Here is a 16193-nt window from a genome sequence, read left to right on the forward strand (position 1 = left end):
AGCACAAACCACGGCCTTTCAGGTAAACTTGTTCATCTAAGGTCTTATTCACAAGAACAAAGGAGTCGGGATGAGTTCTCAATCCCAGGCCAAATCACCGGAAGCCTTAAGAGCAATGGTCGCCGGGACGCTGGCTAACTTTCAGCATCCAACCCTGAAGCACAATCTCACCACGCTGAAAGCGTTACACCATGTCGCATGGCTGGACGATACGCTGCACATCGAGTTGCAGATGCCCTTCGTCTGGACCAGCGCGTTCGACGCGCTGAAAGAGCAAACCAGCTCTGAGCTGCTGCGCATTACCGGCGCGAAAGCCATTGACTGGAAGCTGACCCACAGCATCGCCACCCTCAAGCGTGTGAAAAACCACCCGGGCGTTAACGGCGTGAAAAACATCATTGCCGTCAGTTCAGGCAAGGGTGGTGTGGGTAAATCCTCCACGGCGGTAAACCTGGCGCTCGCGCTGGCAGCCGAAGGGGCGAAAGTCGGTATTCTGGACGCCGATATTTACGGACCGTCTGTGCCTAACATGCTGGGCGCGGAAAACCAGCGCCCAACCTCGCCGGATGGCACGCACATGGCACCGATCATGGCCCACGGTCTGGCAACCAACTCCATTGGTTATCTGGTAACTGACGATAACGCCATGGTATGGCGTGGCCCGATGGCCAGCAAAGCGCTGATGCAGATGCTGCAGGAGACAATGTGGCCCGATCTGGATTATCTGGTGCTGGATATGCCGCCGGGCACCGGTGACATTCAGCTGACGCTGGCGCAAAACATTCCGGTCACGGGAGCGGTCGTGGTGACCACCCCGCAGGACATTGCGCTGATCGACGCCAAAAAAGGCATCGTGATGTTCGAGAAAGTGGACGTGCCGGTGCTGGGTATTGTCGAGAACATGAGCATGCATATCTGCAGCAACTGCGGACACCATGAGCCTATCTTTGGCACCGGTGGGGCAGAAAAACTGGCTGCGCAGTATCACACCCAACTGCTTGGGCAGATGCCGCTGCACATCTCGCTGCGTGAAGATCTGGACAGCGGGAAGCCGACGGTCGTCAGCCGTCCGGACAGTGAATTTGCAGAGATGTATCGACAGCTGGCGGGGCGCGTTGCGGCGCAGCTTTACTGGCAGGGCGAAGTCATCCCGAGTGAAATTGCGTTTCGCGCGGTGTGAGTGCTTTAGTCTGAATTGCCGGGCGGCGTTTGCGCCTGACCCGGCCTAAGGAAATAACGTGTTGTAGGCCGGCTCAGCGAAGCGTCACCCGCGTTTAACGCTGTACGTAATGCATTAAAAAGTACTCGCCTTCCGGCGAGTCACCCTTCGCTTCAATATGCCAGCCATGGCGCTGGTAAAAGGCAACAGCCCTGTCATTCTTTACCAGACACTTCAGCGAACCCGTACTGGTGAACGCGTTTTGCACCTGTTCAAGGAGCAAATGACCGACGCCCAGACCTTGATACTGCGGATCGACAAACAGATTGTGCAGGAAATTGTCGTTCGTCCACACCGAAGCAAAACCCAGTCGATGCCCGTCCTGAACGGCCACCCAAATCACTTCATCGCGGGTTGCCGCGTCAAAGTCTTCAAGCTGCCACTCGGAACCGTCCAGCCATGGCCAGGCCTCGCGCCGCGCGTGGAGATAGAGTGTTCGCAAAAAGGGGCGATCGCTCTCCTGCCAGGGCCGGATTAAAATGTCATTAGCGGTGATAGAAGATATCTCCATTGTAGGCTTTGTAGATTTTGCCATCTGCATCGCCAATCAGGACGTAGTTCTCGCCCATATAGGTCCAGTGGGTACCCGCATCCGGGGCCGGCAGGTTACGCAGCTGGTACTGTTTAATGGTGTACTCAGGCGTTTGATACTGCGCCGGTGCGGTGTCGCCAATCTTGAATTTGGTGAAATCAGCGATGAACTCTTGTTCCTCATAGGCTTTAATGCCTGATGGCGCAGCGGCGGTTTGCGGGGCAGAAAACGCGGAACCCGCCAGAGACAGTAATACACCCAGAAGCAGCAATTTACGCTTAGCCATTTTTTCTCCAGTGATATCGTTACAGATACTTTTCGTCTGCGGGTTCATGGAACGCGAGGCAGACGGTCCATTTTAAGTACCAAAGCATGGTGTGTTTGAAAAAAAATGTAACAAAAGTGGACGGTTTTGTGTAGTCGTAATGACGCGTGCAGTATCACTACAGCCAATATCTCCCGAGTTTGATATTTCCAATATTTATTATTTCATTAATCAATTCTGAAAATACCTTCTCACTTCGCAAATGGACTGTTCAACGCATGCTTTCCCACGTAAGAACATTTAATATCGCCTCCGTATGACATCAATCTCTTTCCATTTTTCCCAAAAGAATGGGAACGATTTTGCTTTTTTATCGCCAGGAAGGGAAACGTTGTCTGTTTTTTGTAATACGTCCGCTAAAACAATAACCCGTTGAAAATTTTAATGTAAATGAATTTATTTTTTATCTGTTTAACAACAAACACAACAATAAAAGAACTTTTTATATAAATGAAAAATACAACGCTATTTTCACTTTTATTTCTTTCAGTCGGCCAGTTAACTGGTTGCGTATTTTCGCCAGGTCAGGATCTCAGCATTACCGGGAAAAAAGTCATGACTGACGGAGAAACAAATTATCAGCTCGATCAACACGTGGAAATTTATCCCCTGACCCCGGCGCTCATTGAAAGATTGCGACCGCCTGTCCTCAAATCTCAGGCAAATCCTACTCTGGATGAGCAGGTTAAAAACTGGGAATACCGCATAGGCACCGGCGACATCCTGACGGTCACCGTCTGGGATCATCCGGAATTAACCACGCCCGCAGGGCAGTATCGTACCGCGAGTGACGCGGGTAACTGGGTGAATGCGGATGGAACGCTCTTCTACCCCTACGTCGGAAAACTGCATGTTGCAGGCAAAACGGTCGCGCAGGTGCGTGAAGCAATCACCGCGCAACTGGAGAAGGTCATTGAGAGCCCGCAGGTGGATGTCAGCGTGGCGTCTTTCCGCTCACAAAAAGCCTATGTGACGGGAGAGGTGGCAAAATCAGGCCAGCAACCGATAACCAATATCCCGTTGACGGTAATGGACGCGGTCAACGCCGCAGGTGGGCTTTCAGCGGATGCCGACTGGCGTAACGTGGTCCTCACGCATAATGGCCAGGACGCGCGCCTTTCGCTCTATGCGCTGATGCAGCACGGTGATTTAAGCCAGAATAAGCTGCTGTATCCGGGCGATATCCTCTTTGTTCCGCGTAACGATGCCTTAAAAGTGTTCGTGATGGGCGAGGTGGTGAAGCAGAGCACATTGAAGATGGATCGTAGCGGAATGACCCTGGCGGAAGCCCTGGGGAATGCAGGCGGGCTGGATCAGAATATGGCCGATGCAACCGGGATTTTTGTTATTCGCTCGGTAGCCAAAAAAGGGGCGACGGACAAAATTGCCAATATCTATCAGCTCAATGCGAAGGATGCCTCCGCGATGGTGCTGGGGACGGAATTCCAGCTTGAACCGTATGACATTGTCTACGTCACCACCGCGCCGTTGTCACGCTGGAATCGCGTTATCACCCAGCTGGTACCCACCATCAGCGGTGTCCATGACCTGACCGAAACCGTCCGCTTCATCCGTTCATGGCCGCAATAATGTTCAACTCAATCTTAGTGGTTTGCACCGGCAATATTTGCCGTTCGCCGATGGGGGAGCGGCTGTTGCGACAACAGCTGCCCGGCAGACTCGTGACATCGGCTGGGATTTACGGATTTGAAGGACGCCCGGCGGATGCAACTGCACGGGAGGTGGCCCGGTGTTACGGCGTTTCGCTGGAGGGGCACGTGGCACGCAAGATGACGCGCAGCATGTTGCAAACCTCCGATTTGATTCTGGTGATGGAGCCGGAGCACCTGCGTTTTATTGCCGCCGTGTCACCCGAATGTCGTGGAAAATCGCTGCTGTTTGGCCAATGGCTGGAAAACAAGGACATTCCCGATCCTTACCGCAAAAGTCGTGAAGCGTTTGAATATGTTTTCGGGCAGCTGGTAAAAGCCAGTCAGGAATGGGCTCGTCGTGTGGGTCAAAAAGGAATGAAGCGTTAATGTCTTCTCATACATCAGACAAATACGGTGCTGCCGCACCGCACAGTAATGAAATCGATCTTATGCAGCTACTTGCTGAGATGATTGATCACCGCATGTTAATCGGGCTGGTCACGCTCCTGTTTACGGTGTGCGCGGGGCTCTACGCGTTTAGCGCCACGCCGGTCTACCAGGCGGATGCCCTGGTACAGATAGAAGCAAAGCAGGACAACTCGTTGCTTAAAAGCTTAAGCCAGTTTGGGTCTGACCTTTCACCCGACGCTGAACCTGAACTGTTGCTGCTTAAATCGCGCATGATCCTGGGGGGAACCGTTGATAATCTGGGGCTGACATATCAGGTAAAACAGCGCGTTCTCCCGGTTTTGGGGCGTCTCTGGGAACGTCTACGCGGCAGCAAACCGGGCAACATGACGATAGGTGAGCTTAACCTGCCCCAGCAGGAGGGGAAACCGCAAGCGGTTGTCCTGACCGTGCTGGGGCAGGGCCGGTATCGTCTGGAAGGGGAGACGCTTAAGGCTGACGGTAGGGTTGGCAAACGGCTGGTGAAAGACGGGATCACGCTTCTGGTGAACTCGCTCAGCGCGGAGCCAGGGACCCAATTTACCCTTCAAGCCTTTACCAGGCTTGAGGCAATTAACGCGCTGCAGAAGAGACTCTTTGTCGCGGAATCCGGTAAACAGAGCGGTATGATCACCCTGACGCTGACGGGTGAAGACCCGGACAGGATAGCGGTGGTGCTCAATACGATTGCAGAAAATTATCTCAGCCAGAATATTGCGCGCCAGGAGGCACAGGATGCCCGAAGTCTGGCGTTTTTACAGGAGCAGTTGCCTAAGGTCCGTCACGAACTGGATGAGGCCGAAGCACGACTGAATGCCTATCGGGCGCAGCGCGATTCCGTCGACTTATCCCTTGAGGCGAAGTCCGTACTGGATCAGGTCGTTAACGTGGAAAATCAACTCAACGAACTGACCTTTCGTGAGGCAGAGGTTTCTCAGCTTTTCAAAAAGGATCACCCGACCTATCGCGCATTACGGGAGAAGCGACAAACGCTCGAAGAGGGACGCGCGCGCCTGAACAGCCGGGTTTCATCTATGCCTTCTACCCAGCAGGAAGTGTTGCGCCTGAGCCGTGATGTCGAGTCCGGGCGTACCATTTACCTGCAGCTGCTGACACGCCAACAGGAACTGAACATTTCACGCTCCAGCGCCATCGGCAACGTGCGGATCATTGATACCGCGGTTACGCAACCTGAGCCAATAAAACCCCGTAAAGCGCTCATTATTCTGCCTGGCGTGCTGTTAGGGCTGATGGTCTCCATGGGCTGGGTGTTGGTTCGTACTGCCTGTCGGCGAGGGATCACCTCGTCAGAGCAAATAGAAGAGCAGGGGATGCCGGTTCTGGCGACGCTGCCGCGCTCGGTCTGGCTGTGGAAAAAAACGCATTTGCGCCGAAAGCACTTTTTGGCGCCCCACGGGAAACACAAAACCTCGGATATCCCCTTCCTGCCCACAGACCGGCCAGCGGATATGTTTGTTGAAGCGATGCGCGGACTGCGTACCAGCCTGCATTTCACGATGATGGATGCCTCAAACCAGATCGTGGTGATTACGGGCCCCACGCAGAATTGCGGCAAAACGCTGGTCAGCACGTCACTGGCATCAATAGCGGCTCAGGCCGGAAAGCGGGTGCTCTTTATCGATGCGGATATGCGTAAAGGCTATGTGCATAATCTCTTTAAGCTGAACAACCATCACGGATTATCCGCTGTCCTTGAGGGAAATGTGGCATGGCAGGAGGCGATCCAGCGCGTTGATAAGGCGGGCTTTGATGTTCTGACCTGCGGTCCTCAGCCGTTACGTCCCGCGGAGCTGCTCATGGGAGAACGCTTCCAGGAGGTGATGTCGGGGATGAATGCACACTATGACGTTGTTATCGTTGATACACCGCCGGTGCTGGCCGTGACCGATGCGGTGCTGATTGCCAGAGTGGCCGCCACCACGTTACTGGTTGCCCGCTTTGGTAAAACCAACGTGAAAGAGACGGAAAACTGTGTAAAGCGTCTGCAGCAGATGGGTGTGCAGGTGAACGGTGCCATTCTCAATGATATCGTGAAATCTGCGGCGCTGTATTACAGCGCGGGGTATAGCCATTTCGATTACGGCTATACCCCGAAGGAAAAGCGGCGTGAGGGTTAGTGCTTTACCAGCGTGGCGAAGTAATACACCAGGGGAATGGCGAGGATCCACAGACCGACGGGGATATCGCGCCATTTCCCGGCAATCGCTTTGATAACGATATAAAACAGCAGCCCGCCCGCAATACCGGTCCCGAAACTGTTGGCAATCAGCGTAATCATCACCATCATCAACACCGGCAAGCCGTCGGTGAAGTTCGCCAGATCAACCTTACGTAAACCGCTAAACATATTCAGCCCGATGAGGATCAGGGCGGGCGCCGTGGCTTCTTTCGGGATCATCAGCGCCACAGGGGTAAACAGCAGCATCAGCAGGAACATTACCGCCGCGGCCAGCGCGGTCATGCCGGTTTTGCCGCCGGCTTCTGCGGCTGCGGACGATTCAATCAGCGCCGTGGCGGCAGGAATGCCTACCCACGGGCCAATCGCGGCGGCAATGGAGTCCACCATAAACGGGCGGTTAATGTTCGGCATATTGCCTTCTTCATCCAGCAGCCCTGCTTCCCCGCCCACCGCCAGCGTTGTTCCCATGGTGGAGAAAAACTCGGAGGCGAAGAAGACAAACAGGAACGGCAGAAAGGCAATATTCAGCGCGCCCAGCATATCGACATGCCCAAGGACGGGAGCGATGGAGTGGGGCACATCGATAAAACTGGCGGGTAATTTCGTGACGCCCATCGGAATACCCACGAGGGTCGCGAGCAGGATAGCCCACAGGATCGCACCCGGAATACGACGAGCCTGCAGGCCGATAGCCAGGAACAGGCCGAGTAACGCCACCAGTGCACCGGGTGACAAAAAATCTCCCAACATCAGTGCGTTCGTTTTGGCATTCGCCAGCACCAGCCCGGCGTTGCGGAAACCGAGTACGGCGACAAACAGCCCGATGGAGGCCGTCAGCCCCAGCTTGATGGACTGTGGCACCGAGCGGGTCACCACTTCACGCAGGCCAAACCGGGTCAGCAGAAAGAATAAAATCCCCGACCAGCAGGCGATACCCAGACCAATTTGCCAGCCAATGCCTTCACTGCCCGCAAGCGTCACCCCGACCAGCACCGAGCCACCAATTCCTGGCCCGACGATAAACGGCAGGTTGGCGTAAAACGCCATCAGCAGCGTCCCGGCAACGAAGACCAGAATGGTGCCCGTGGTCGCGGCGCCTTTGTCCATTCCTCCCACGGCCAGCAGCCCCGGGATCACCACCAGCAAATAGGCGGCGGCGAGAAAACCGGTGATACCCGCCAGGCACTCGGTGCGCACGGTGCTCCCGCGTGCACGGAGTGCAAAACGACGTTCAAGCCAGCGCCCTGGTGCTGGCGAATTAACGGTATTGTCGGCCATTATCCGGCTCTCCTTCGGTATTATTGTGTGTTGTCCGGGGTTTCCCGGTAAGAAATCAGCGGATCGACAATCTGGCGCGTGCTGCCATCGGTCAGTCCAAGATCGGTCAAATGTGGCCCGGCATTACAGGCAAGGCAGGTTCCTTCGATGGCCTTAAAGACCCGATACGGCGGTTCCCAGTCGGCAATCAGACTGCTGCGATCGCGCAGCGTCCTGAACTGCAGCGCCAGCTCGGCAGGTGGCAGTTCCGACAGCATGCCCGCAACCGGCATGGCAACGTGGGCAATCACGTCACCCTGTTGCGCCAGCGCCATGCCACCACCGCTGTTGATAAGCGTATTGGCAGCCAGCGCCATATCGTTCGGATCGCGGCCCAAAACCACCAAGTTGTGAGAGTCGTGCGAGTAGCTGGTGGCAATCGCCCCGCGCAGTTCCCCCCAGCCTTCAAGCAGGGCAATTTGCGGTTTTGCTGCATGACGGGCATGGCGATGCTGAACCCAGATCAGGCTAAAACCGTCCGGGATCTGCACGCACCCGTTGCGCACCTGCACATCTGTTTCACCCCAGCGGGTAAAGCGCGCGCCGCAGATGTGGCGCAAGCGAGCCACGCCATGGTTCGCGTTGCCAATACGCATGCAAAAATCATCAGTGGTCAGGGCAGACAACCGTACGGTATCACGCGGCAACGTAAGAGGCGTATCAGCAACAGGTTCGAGCGTTGCCCCGTCCCGGGCAATCAGCTTTCCGGCGACGTAGACCTGGCGCGCCGTCAGTTTATCCAGCGAGTCAAACACCACCAGATCCGCGCGACGCCCGGCGGCAATCAGCCCCAGGTCGTTACGCTGCAGGCGAATGGCTGCATTGAGCGTTGCAAAACGCAGTGCGTCGGTGGCCGCTAATCCATGTTCAATCAGCAGGTTCAGCAGCGCGATGATCCCGCCTTTTTCCATGAGGATGTCTGGCGGAACATCATCGGTACAAACCGTGATGTGAGACGAAAGATGGGGGAGCGTTTTCAGGGCGCTGACAATATCGGGCAGCAGATAAGGGTGCGAACCGCGGATCTCCAGCGTCAGCCCGGCACGCAGTTTTTCCAGCGCATCGTCAGCCGATGTTAACTCATGGTCAGAAGTCACGCCTGCTGCCAGATAAGCTTGTAAATCTGCACCGCTGAGACCGCGGGCATGGCCTTCAATCAGCTTTCCGCTGTCGAGCCCGGCCTGCATAATTTCAAGCATACGCTGGCTGCCATTAAGCACCCCGTGCATGTCCATCACTTCAGCCACACCGCGCACTTCCGGCCAGCCGAGCAGGGTGTTCATCTCGTCTCCGGCAAAATCCGCCCCGGACATTTCCAGGCCGGGCGTTGAGGGCACGCTTGAAGGCGCGGCGACCATCACCTGCAGCGGCAGATTGCGGCTGGCCTCAATGGCAAAACGGACGCCGTCAATGCCCAGCACGTTGGCCAGTTCATGCGGATCCCAGAAGACCGCCGTGGTGCCCTGTGCAAGCACAATCTCCGCGTAGCGGGAGGGCATAAGATGGGAGCTTTCAAGGTGGACGTGGGTATCCATCAGCCCTGGCGACAGAAACTGGTTGTTCAGCGCGTGGGTCTCATGTGCGTCGTTGCGGCTGCCGCGCGGATGGACGCTGGCAATCAGTGATCCCACGATACCAACATCCGCTTCGCGGATCTCACCGGTGACCATATCCACAATACGGGTATCGGTGAGCAGCAGGTCAAAGGGCATTTCGCCTCGTGCAGCCTGAACGGCGCGGCGTCGGGTTTCAGCAGTCATGCAATTAACAGTTCCAGCATCAAAATAATGACGCTACTCTATGCACACGGCAAACGTTTGCCCAGCTGATAAAATTTATCGCCCGATAACCCCGGGTTATTCTGTGACGCGTGTAATGGATAATCATGACGGAACCCTGGCAGCGCTTGCCCGCGCTCTCTCTTCGACAGCTACAGTATTTTGTCACTCTGGCGCAGCTGCGTCATTTTACTGATACCGCCAGCAAACTGGCTATCAGCCAGCCGGCGCTCAGCAGTGCGTTGCGGCAAATCGAGACGGTGCTTGGGGGCAAACTGGTTAACCGGACCGCCTCGGCCGTGACGTTGACGGAGCTTGGCAATGCCATCCTGCCGCACGCGCAGCGGGTGCTCAGCGTGGCGCAGCTTGCGTTTGACGACATGCAGCACATTGTTCAGGCGGGCGGAGAAGGTTCGGTGCGTATTGGGCTGATCCCTTCCGTGAGTTCGCTGCTGTTCCCCTTGTTGCCCCGGACGCTCGCGCAGGCTTTTCCCCGCCTCAGGGTTGAATTTCACGATCAAACCAACGATGCGCTGGTGGCCCAGCTGCTGAAAGGGCAGATTGATTTCGGCATTGGTGCGCTCGATAACTCTGTTCCCGACCAGCTGAACGTGTTTCCCTTACAGGACGACCCGTTTGTCGCGGTCATTCACAGCGACGATCCGCTGGCCGCGTCGGCGCACCTGCCCTGGAAGCAACTGGCAGGGCGGGATATCGCCGTGTTCTCAAAAGGTAATATTCAGCGTCTGGTTGCGGCGCTCGCGGAAAGCCACCGTTTGTCGTTGCCGACACGCTATCAGGTGGACTACATCGAAACTTTGTATGGTCTGGTGCGCTCGAAACTCGCCGTGGCGATTTTACCGCAGCTCTATACCACGCACCTCCAGGACCCGCAGCTCAGGGTGGTACATCTTCAACAACCGGCTCTGGCCCGCACGGTGGCGTTAATGCGTGCCCCCCAGCCGCTTCCTCCGCTTATCGAATCCTGCTTTACGCTGATGGCCGACACGTTGCGAACGAAATGACCCGACACTTCTTTACAGCGTGATGGCGCATTGCTCGCTAAGATGACCGTCGATTCATCAAGAGGTCACAATGGAAAACCGCAAATTCAGTCGACTGCGCCGCTGGGCGCGGGAAGGGATCATCTTCTTTCTGCTCGCGCTGGCCGTAATGTGGGGCGTGGATCAATACCGCAAGCCCACACTCCCCGCCAGCTTTAGCGCTGCACCGATGCACAGCATCGACGGAAAGATCCACGATATAACGGCACTCAGCCAGGAACGCCCGCTGCTGATATACGTATGGGCAACCTGGTGCAGCATCTGCCGGTTTACGACGCCCTCGGTCAATACGCTGGCAGAACAGGGTGGCAACGTCGTGAGTATCGCCATGCGTTCCGGCGACGATGCAAAGCTGGCGCGCTGGGTCGACAAGAAACAGCTGGTCATGCCGGTGGTCAACGATGCCAACGGTGCGCTGTCACAGGCGTGGCAGGTGAGCGTAACACCGACGCTGGTGATCGTGTCGAAGGGGAAAGTGGTCAGTACTACTACGGGGTGGACAAGTTACTGGGGAATGAAGCTCAGACTGTGGTGGGCAGGGCTGTAAAGAGAGCCCCTCTTCCGGCGGAAGAGGGGCTGGATATTACTTCGCCAGAACTTCCTGTGCGGTACGCTCAACCAGCGACAGCAGGACTTTAATGTCCTCCAGGGTCACGGTTGGGTTCAGCAGAGTCAGCTTCAGGCAGGTGACGCCGTTATGCTCGGTCACGCCGACGTTAGCACGGCCGGATTCCAGCAGCGCATCACCAATTTTCTGGTTCAGCAGGGCGATACCCGCGTCGTCCATCTGTACCTGTCCACGGAAGCGGAACAGTACGCTTGCCAGCTGCGGCTGCATAACCAGTTCCAGAGCAGGCTGCTCTTTCACGTAAGCCGCAACCTGCTGTGCCAGCGTAACACCGTGATCGATGATCGCCGCGTATTGTTCCTGACCCAGCGCTTCCAGGCTCATCCACAGCTTCAGCGCGTCGAAACGACGGGTCGTCTGCAGAGATTTGGACACCAGATTAGGCACGCCAGCTTCTTCATCGAACTCAGAGTTCAGATAGGCCGCCTGATAGCGCATCAGCTCATAGTGGCGCGCTTCTTTCAGCAGGAACGCACCGCAGCTGATGGTCTGGAAGAACTGCTTGTGGAAGTCCAGAGTAACGGAATCCACCAGCTCGATACCGTCCAGGTAGTGACGATACTGCTCAGACATCAGCAGCGCGCCGCCCCAGGCCGCATCAACGTGTACCCAGATATTCTGTTTCGCCGCCAGTTCAGCAATGGCACGCAGCGGATCGATTGCACCTGCATCGGTAGTACCGGCAGTGGCAACAATCGCCAGGATCTGCTCGCCGTTAGCATTGCACTGCTCAATTTTCGCTGCCAGATCGTTGAGATCCATGCGCGAGAATTCATCCGTTTTCACTTGCACGACGGACTGGTAGCCCAGACCCATCAGCGCCATGTTCTTCTGCACGGAGAAGTGTGCGTTTTCAGAGCACAGCACGCGGATTTTACGCAGATCGCCAACCAGGCCGTCCTGCTGAACGGAATGACCCTGACGCGCGAAGAACGCATCACGGGCCAGCATCAGACCCATCAGGTTGCTCTGCGTGCCGCCGCTGGTGAACACACCGGCGTCGCCAGCCTGATAACCCACGCGGGTACGCAGCCATTCGATCAGCTTGATCTCAATGATGGTTGCGGACGGGCTTTGATCCCAGGAGTCCATGCTCTGGTTAGTGGCGTTAATCAGTACTTCCGCCGCCTGGCTAACCACCAGGCTTGGGCAGTGCAGGTGCGCCACACACTGCGGGTGATGAACGGACAGGCTGTCTTTCAGGAAGAACTCCACGGCGCGTTCAATCGCCGCTTCGTTGCCCAGCCCTTTCGGGTTGAAATCCAGCTTAATACGGTCGCGCAGTTCCGCGACCGTTTTGCCCTGATACATCTCAGGCTGTTTCAGCCACTGCATCACAGCCTGAGTGCTTTGTTCAATCGCCTGCTGGTAAGCTTCAATGCTCTGTGCAGAGGAGAACAAAATTGGGTTTGAATCTGACATCGTGTTCAACAACTCCGGTTACGCCGGGCGAACGCCCGCAGCAAGCAGTGCCTGCTCGAATTTATCCAGGAAGACTTTCAGCTCATCATCGCTGATCAGCAGGGAAGGCAGCAGACGCAGAACAATACCGTTGCGACCACCGCGCTCCAGAATCAGGCCGGCTTCGAAGCACTTCTTCTGAATCAGTGCAGACAGCTCGCCATCACCCGGGTAGCAACCCATGTGGTCTGCCGCTTCGTGTGGCTTAACGATCTCAATCCCGATCATCATGCCCAGGCCGCGAACGTGACCGATAACCGGATAGCGTTTCGCCATCTCGTTCAGCTGGCCTTTCAGCCATTCGCCCTGTGCGGCCACTTTGCCCGCGATGTTCTGGTCTTTCAGGATTTTCAGCGTTGTCAGACCGGTTGCCATTGCCAGCTGGTTGCCGCGGAAGGTACCGGTGTGGTGGCCTGGTGCCCACGCGTCAAACTGTTTTTTGATGCCGAGTACCGCCAGTGGCAGACCGCCGCCAACCGCTTTAGACATCACGATGATGTCTGGCTCAATGCCCGCGTGTTCGAAGGCGAAGAATTTACCGGTACGGGCAAAGCCAGCCTGAACTTCGTCGAGGATCAGCAGAATGCCGTGTTCCTGAGTCACTTTACGGATGCGCTGCAGCCACTCAACCGGAGCCGGGTTCACGCCGCCTTCACCCTGAACGGCTTCAAGGATCACTGCCGCAGGTTTACGCACGCCGCTTTCAACGTCGTTGATCAGGTTTTCGAAATAGTAGGTCAGCGCTTTCACCCCCGCCTCACCGCCGATACCCAGTGGGCAACGGTACTGGTGTGGGTAAGGCATGAACTGCACTTCTGGCATCATACCGTTAACCGCTTCTTTCGGAGACAGGTTGCCGGTAACGGCCAGTGCGCCGTGAGTCATACCGTGGTAACCACCAGAGAAGCTGATGATACCGCTACGACCGGTCACTTTTTTCGCCAGTTTCAGCGCTGCTTCAACGGCATCAGCACCGGATGGACCGGTGAACTGCAGGCAGTACTCTTTGCCCTGACCAGGCAACAGAGAGAGCAGATATTCTGAGAACGCGTCTTTCAGAGGCGTAGTCAGATCCAGAGTATGTAACGGCAAGCCGCTGGTAATGACATTTTGGATGCTTTTCAGCACATCAGGATGGTTATGTCCAAGCGCAAGGGTCCCTGCGCCTGCTAAACAGTCAAGGTATTCTTTATTGTCTGCATCGGTGATCCACACGCCTTCTGCTTTAGTGATTGCTAAAGGCAGTTTGCGCGGATAACTCCTGACGTTAGATTCAAACTCGGCCTGACGGGCCAGATAGGTTTCGTTGCTTTTGTGGGCATCTACGGTGTCAATACGGACTTTATCCGTCATCATATCACTCCTACAACCGCCGCTTCGTTATGAGCAACGATTGAATAAAAAGTTAAAAAACAGATGGGGGCCTGAAAAAAACGCCGCCAATATAGAGCCTTTTGTCACGAGGCTCAATGGTTAATTTGTTTACTGTTTTATGACATGCGGTACGGGGGAGGGAATATCCTCATTTTAAGAATAAAAATTGCGCTTTATGCCAAACAAAAACAGCCGGTTACGCGTATTTTGTCAGGACTGTAAAAAGAGAGAAAAGTGTGTGACAAATCGTGCCATTGAGGGACGTTAAGGGGGGCAGATAGCCCCTTTAAGCGCATTATCTCGACATTACCTGCAAAATACCGGGGTCACGACAGGTTGTTTTTATTCCCGGACATAGCGGTTACAGGCTTCTCATTACATCTGATTGGTATAACAAAATCATGAAAGCGAGAAATCAACAGGTCTTGCATCACTGGTACTCTTCCCCTAATCTGCCAAATGTAAGTGAATTCTTACCAATGACTCGGGGTGCCCTTCTTAAATGAAGGCTGAGAAATACCCGTATTACCTGATCTGGATAATGCCAGCGTAGGGAAGTCAGATGCCTTCCCGGTCATCGCTTCTTCACGCACGGCAGGAGCGATACCATGCAGCCTGACCTGCTTGATTTACACGTTTTACATCAGTTTCGAACCCGTTCCCCGCTTACCCACTGTATGACCAACGATGTGGTACAGACCTTTACGGCCAATGTGTTACTGTCGCTTGGCGCTTCTCCGGCTATGGTGATTGAAGCCGAAGAGGCCGAGCAGTTTGCCGCGCTCGCAGATGCCCTGCTGATTAACGTCGGGACGCTGACGGCGCCGCGCGCCCAGTCGATGCGCCGGGCGATTGAGCGTGCAGTGGCAGCAGGGAAACCCTGGACGCTTGACCCGGTTGCCGTAGGGGCGCTGACGTTCCGCACCCGTTTTTGCCACCAAATCCTCGCCCTGAAACCGGCGGCCATTCGCGGCAATGCCTCGGAAATTCTCGCCCTGGCCGGGATGAGTGCGGGCGGGCGCGGCGTCGATACCACCGACACGGCGGCGGCTGCGCTGCCTGCCGCGCAGGCGCTGGCTCGCCAGACGAATGCCATTGTGGTGGTCACCGGTGAACGGGATTACGTCACCGACGGGCAGCGCACCCGCACGGTCGTGGGCGGTGACCCGATAATGACCCGCGTGGTGGGAACGGGATGCGCGCTCTCGGCAGTCGTGGCGGCGAGCTGCTCGCTTCCCGGTGACCGGCTGGATAACATCGCCGCCGCCTGCGGATGGATGAAACGTGCCGGATCGGCGGCCGTCGCCCGGTCTGGTGGTCCCGGCAGTTTTGCCAGTGCGTTCCTTGACGCGCTCTACACTCTGGAGGAACGGGCATGAATCGGATTAACGCCCTTACCATTGCCGGTACCGACCCAAGCGGCGGCGCGGGCATTCAGGCTGATTTGAAAACGTTCTCCGCACTCGGCGCATACGGCTGCTCGGTGATTACCGCGCTGGTGGCGCAAAATACGCGTGGCGTGCAGTCGGTTTACCGCATTGAGCCGGACTTTGTCGCCGCACAGCTGGATTCGGTTTTCAGCGATGTGCGAATCGACACCACCAAGATTGGGATGCTGGCCGAGACCGACATTGTTGAAGCGGTGGCAGAACGGCTTAAACGTTACCAGGTGCAAAACGTGGTGCTGGATACCGTGATGCTGGCAAAAAGTGGTGACCCGCTGCTGTCCGCCTCCGCCGTTGAGACGCTGCGAAATAAGCTGCTGCCGCAGGTGGCGCTTATTACGCCTAATCTGCCTGAAGCCGCTGCGCTGCTGGATGCGCCGCACGCGCAGAATGAGCGCGAAATGAAAGAGCAGGGGAATGCGCTCCTGGCGATGGGCTGCGGCGCCGTGCTGATGAAAGGCGGTCATCTTGATGATGAAGAAAGCCCTGACTGGTTGTTTACCCACGACGGTGCGCTGCGTTTCACGGCCCCGCGGGTACAGACCAAAAACACCCACGGGACCGGCTGCACGCTCTCTGCTGCGCTGGCGGCTTTGCGCCCCCGTCGTGACAACTGGGGGGATACGGTCCGCGACGCTAAAATCTGGCTCTCCGAAGCGCTGGCAAAAGCCGATACTCTCGAGGTTGGTCACGGTATTGGTCCGGTACACCATTTTCATGCCTGGTGGTAAGCCGTATACTGGCAACACAC

The 16193-nt window shown here is 56.1% G+C and carries 14 protein-coding genes and 1 riboswitch; of the genes, 8 read left to right on the plus strand and 6 right to left on the minus strand.

Annotated elements, in window-relative coordinates:
- Window positions 1-70: 70 nt before the first annotated feature.
- Window positions 71-1180, plus strand: a complete 1110-nt coding sequence (gene apbC / locus BJP35_RS20180) for an iron-sulfur cluster carrier protein ApbC (protein ID WP_020883218.1) — start codon at window positions 71-73, stop codon at window positions 1178-1180.
- A gap of 94 nt (window positions 1181-1274) precedes the next feature.
- Here apbC and BJP35_RS20185 read toward each other — a convergent pair whose 3' ends face one another.
- Together BJP35_RS20185 and BJP35_RS20190 are read right to left on the minus strand one after the other, a co-directional pair.
- Window positions 1275-1730, minus strand: a complete 456-nt coding sequence (locus tag BJP35_RS20185) for a GNAT family N-acetyltransferase (RefSeq protein WP_014170875.1) — start codon at window positions 1728-1730, stop codon at window positions 1275-1277.
- Window positions 1705-2037: an RcnB family protein gene (locus BJP35_RS20190; RefSeq protein WP_008500887.1), complete on the minus strand. Its 333-nt coding sequence runs from the start codon at window positions 2035-2037 to the stop codon at window positions 1705-1707. The genes BJP35_RS20185 and BJP35_RS20190 overlap by 26 nt, the downstream gene beginning before the upstream one ends.
- Window positions 2038-2526: 489 nt before the next feature.
- On the opposite strand from BJP35_RS20190, the gene BJP35_RS20195 reads away from it, so the two are divergent.
- From BJP35_RS20195 to BJP35_RS20205, 3 genes are read left to right on the plus strand one after another with little or no spacing between them, the layout of a single operon-like run.
- Entirely contained in the window at window positions 2527-3666 is a 1140-nt protein-coding gene (locus BJP35_RS20195; protein ID WP_014170873.1) for a polysaccharide export protein, read from the plus strand.
- Window positions 3666-4115 carry a protein tyrosine phosphatase gene (locus BJP35_RS20200; protein ID WP_086463511.1) on the plus strand — a complete coding sequence of 150 codons (450 nt, stop codon included), beginning with the start codon at window positions 3666-3668 and terminating at the stop codon, window positions 4113-4115. Before BJP35_RS20195 ends, BJP35_RS20200 begins: the two co-directional genes overlap by 1 nt.
- Window positions 4115-6313: a polysaccharide biosynthesis tyrosine autokinase gene (locus tag BJP35_RS20205; RefSeq protein WP_086463512.1), complete on the plus strand. Its 2199-nt coding sequence runs from the start codon at window positions 4115-4117 to the stop codon at window positions 6311-6313. The genes BJP35_RS20200 and BJP35_RS20205 overlap by 1 nt, the downstream gene beginning before the upstream one ends.
- On the opposite strand, the gene BJP35_RS20210 is transcribed toward BJP35_RS20205, so the two are convergent.
- Together BJP35_RS20210 and BJP35_RS20215 are read right to left on the minus strand one after the other, a co-directional pair.
- Window positions 6310-7653 carry an NCS2 family permease gene (locus BJP35_RS20210; RefSeq protein WP_032678560.1) on the minus strand — a complete coding sequence of 448 codons (1344 nt, stop codon included), beginning with the start codon at window positions 7651-7653 and terminating at the stop codon, window positions 6310-6312. The two genes, BJP35_RS20205 and BJP35_RS20210, sit on opposite strands and share 4 nt — an antisense overlap.
- 20 nt (window positions 7654-7673) lie before the next feature.
- Entirely contained in the window at window positions 7674-9452 is a 1779-nt protein-coding gene (locus tag BJP35_RS20215; RefSeq protein WP_086463513.1) for an adenine deaminase, read from the minus strand.
- A gap of 122 nt (window positions 9453-9574) precedes the next feature.
- Between BJP35_RS20215 and BJP35_RS20220 the strand changes: the two genes are divergently transcribed.
- Window positions 9575-10495 (plus strand): LysR family transcriptional regulator, encoded by a 921-nt coding sequence (locus tag BJP35_RS20220; RefSeq protein WP_179193680.1) that lies wholly within the window; start codon window positions 9575-9577, stop codon window positions 10493-10495.
- A gap of 70 nt (window positions 10496-10565) precedes the next feature.
- Window positions 10566-11081, plus strand: a complete 516-nt coding sequence (locus tag BJP35_RS20225) for a protein disulfide oxidoreductase (protein ID WP_032680611.1) — start codon at window positions 10566-10568, stop codon at window positions 11079-11081.
- A gap of 36 nt (window positions 11082-11117) precedes the next feature.
- On the opposite strand, the gene BJP35_RS20230 is transcribed toward BJP35_RS20225, so the two are convergent.
- Both BJP35_RS20230 and BJP35_RS20235 read right to left on the minus strand, forming a co-directional pair.
- Window positions 11118-12584 (minus strand): aspartate aminotransferase family protein, encoded by a 1467-nt coding sequence (locus tag BJP35_RS20230; RefSeq protein WP_025203662.1) that lies wholly within the window; start codon window positions 12582-12584, stop codon window positions 11118-11120.
- 18 nt (window positions 12585-12602) lie between these two features.
- Window positions 12603-13979: a diaminobutyrate--2-oxoglutarate transaminase gene (locus BJP35_RS20235; RefSeq protein WP_014170865.1), complete on the minus strand. Its 1377-nt coding sequence runs from the start codon at window positions 13977-13979 to the stop codon at window positions 12603-12605.
- A gap of 493 nt (window positions 13980-14472) precedes the next feature.
- Window positions 14473-14570, plus strand: a riboswitch (TPP riboswitch).
- Window positions 14571-14605: 35 nt separating this feature from the next.
- Here BJP35_RS20235 and thiM point away from each other — a divergent pair.
- Window positions 14606-15376, plus strand: a complete 771-nt coding sequence (thiM, locus tag BJP35_RS20240) for a hydroxyethylthiazole kinase (protein ID WP_047742883.1) — start codon at window positions 14606-14608, stop codon at window positions 15374-15376.
- Window positions 15373-16173: a bifunctional hydroxymethylpyrimidine kinase/phosphomethylpyrimidine kinase gene (gene thiD / locus BJP35_RS20245; protein ID WP_032678550.1), complete on the plus strand. Its 801-nt coding sequence runs from the start codon at window positions 15373-15375 to the stop codon at window positions 16171-16173. Before thiM ends, thiD begins: the two co-directional genes overlap by 4 nt.
- Window positions 16174-16193 lie beyond the last annotated feature (20 nt).

The sequence above is a fragment of the Enterobacter sp. J49 genome (assembly GCF_002148625.1).
GTDB lineage: Bacteria > Pseudomonadota > Gammaproteobacteria > Enterobacterales > Enterobacteriaceae > Enterobacter > Enterobacter ludwigii.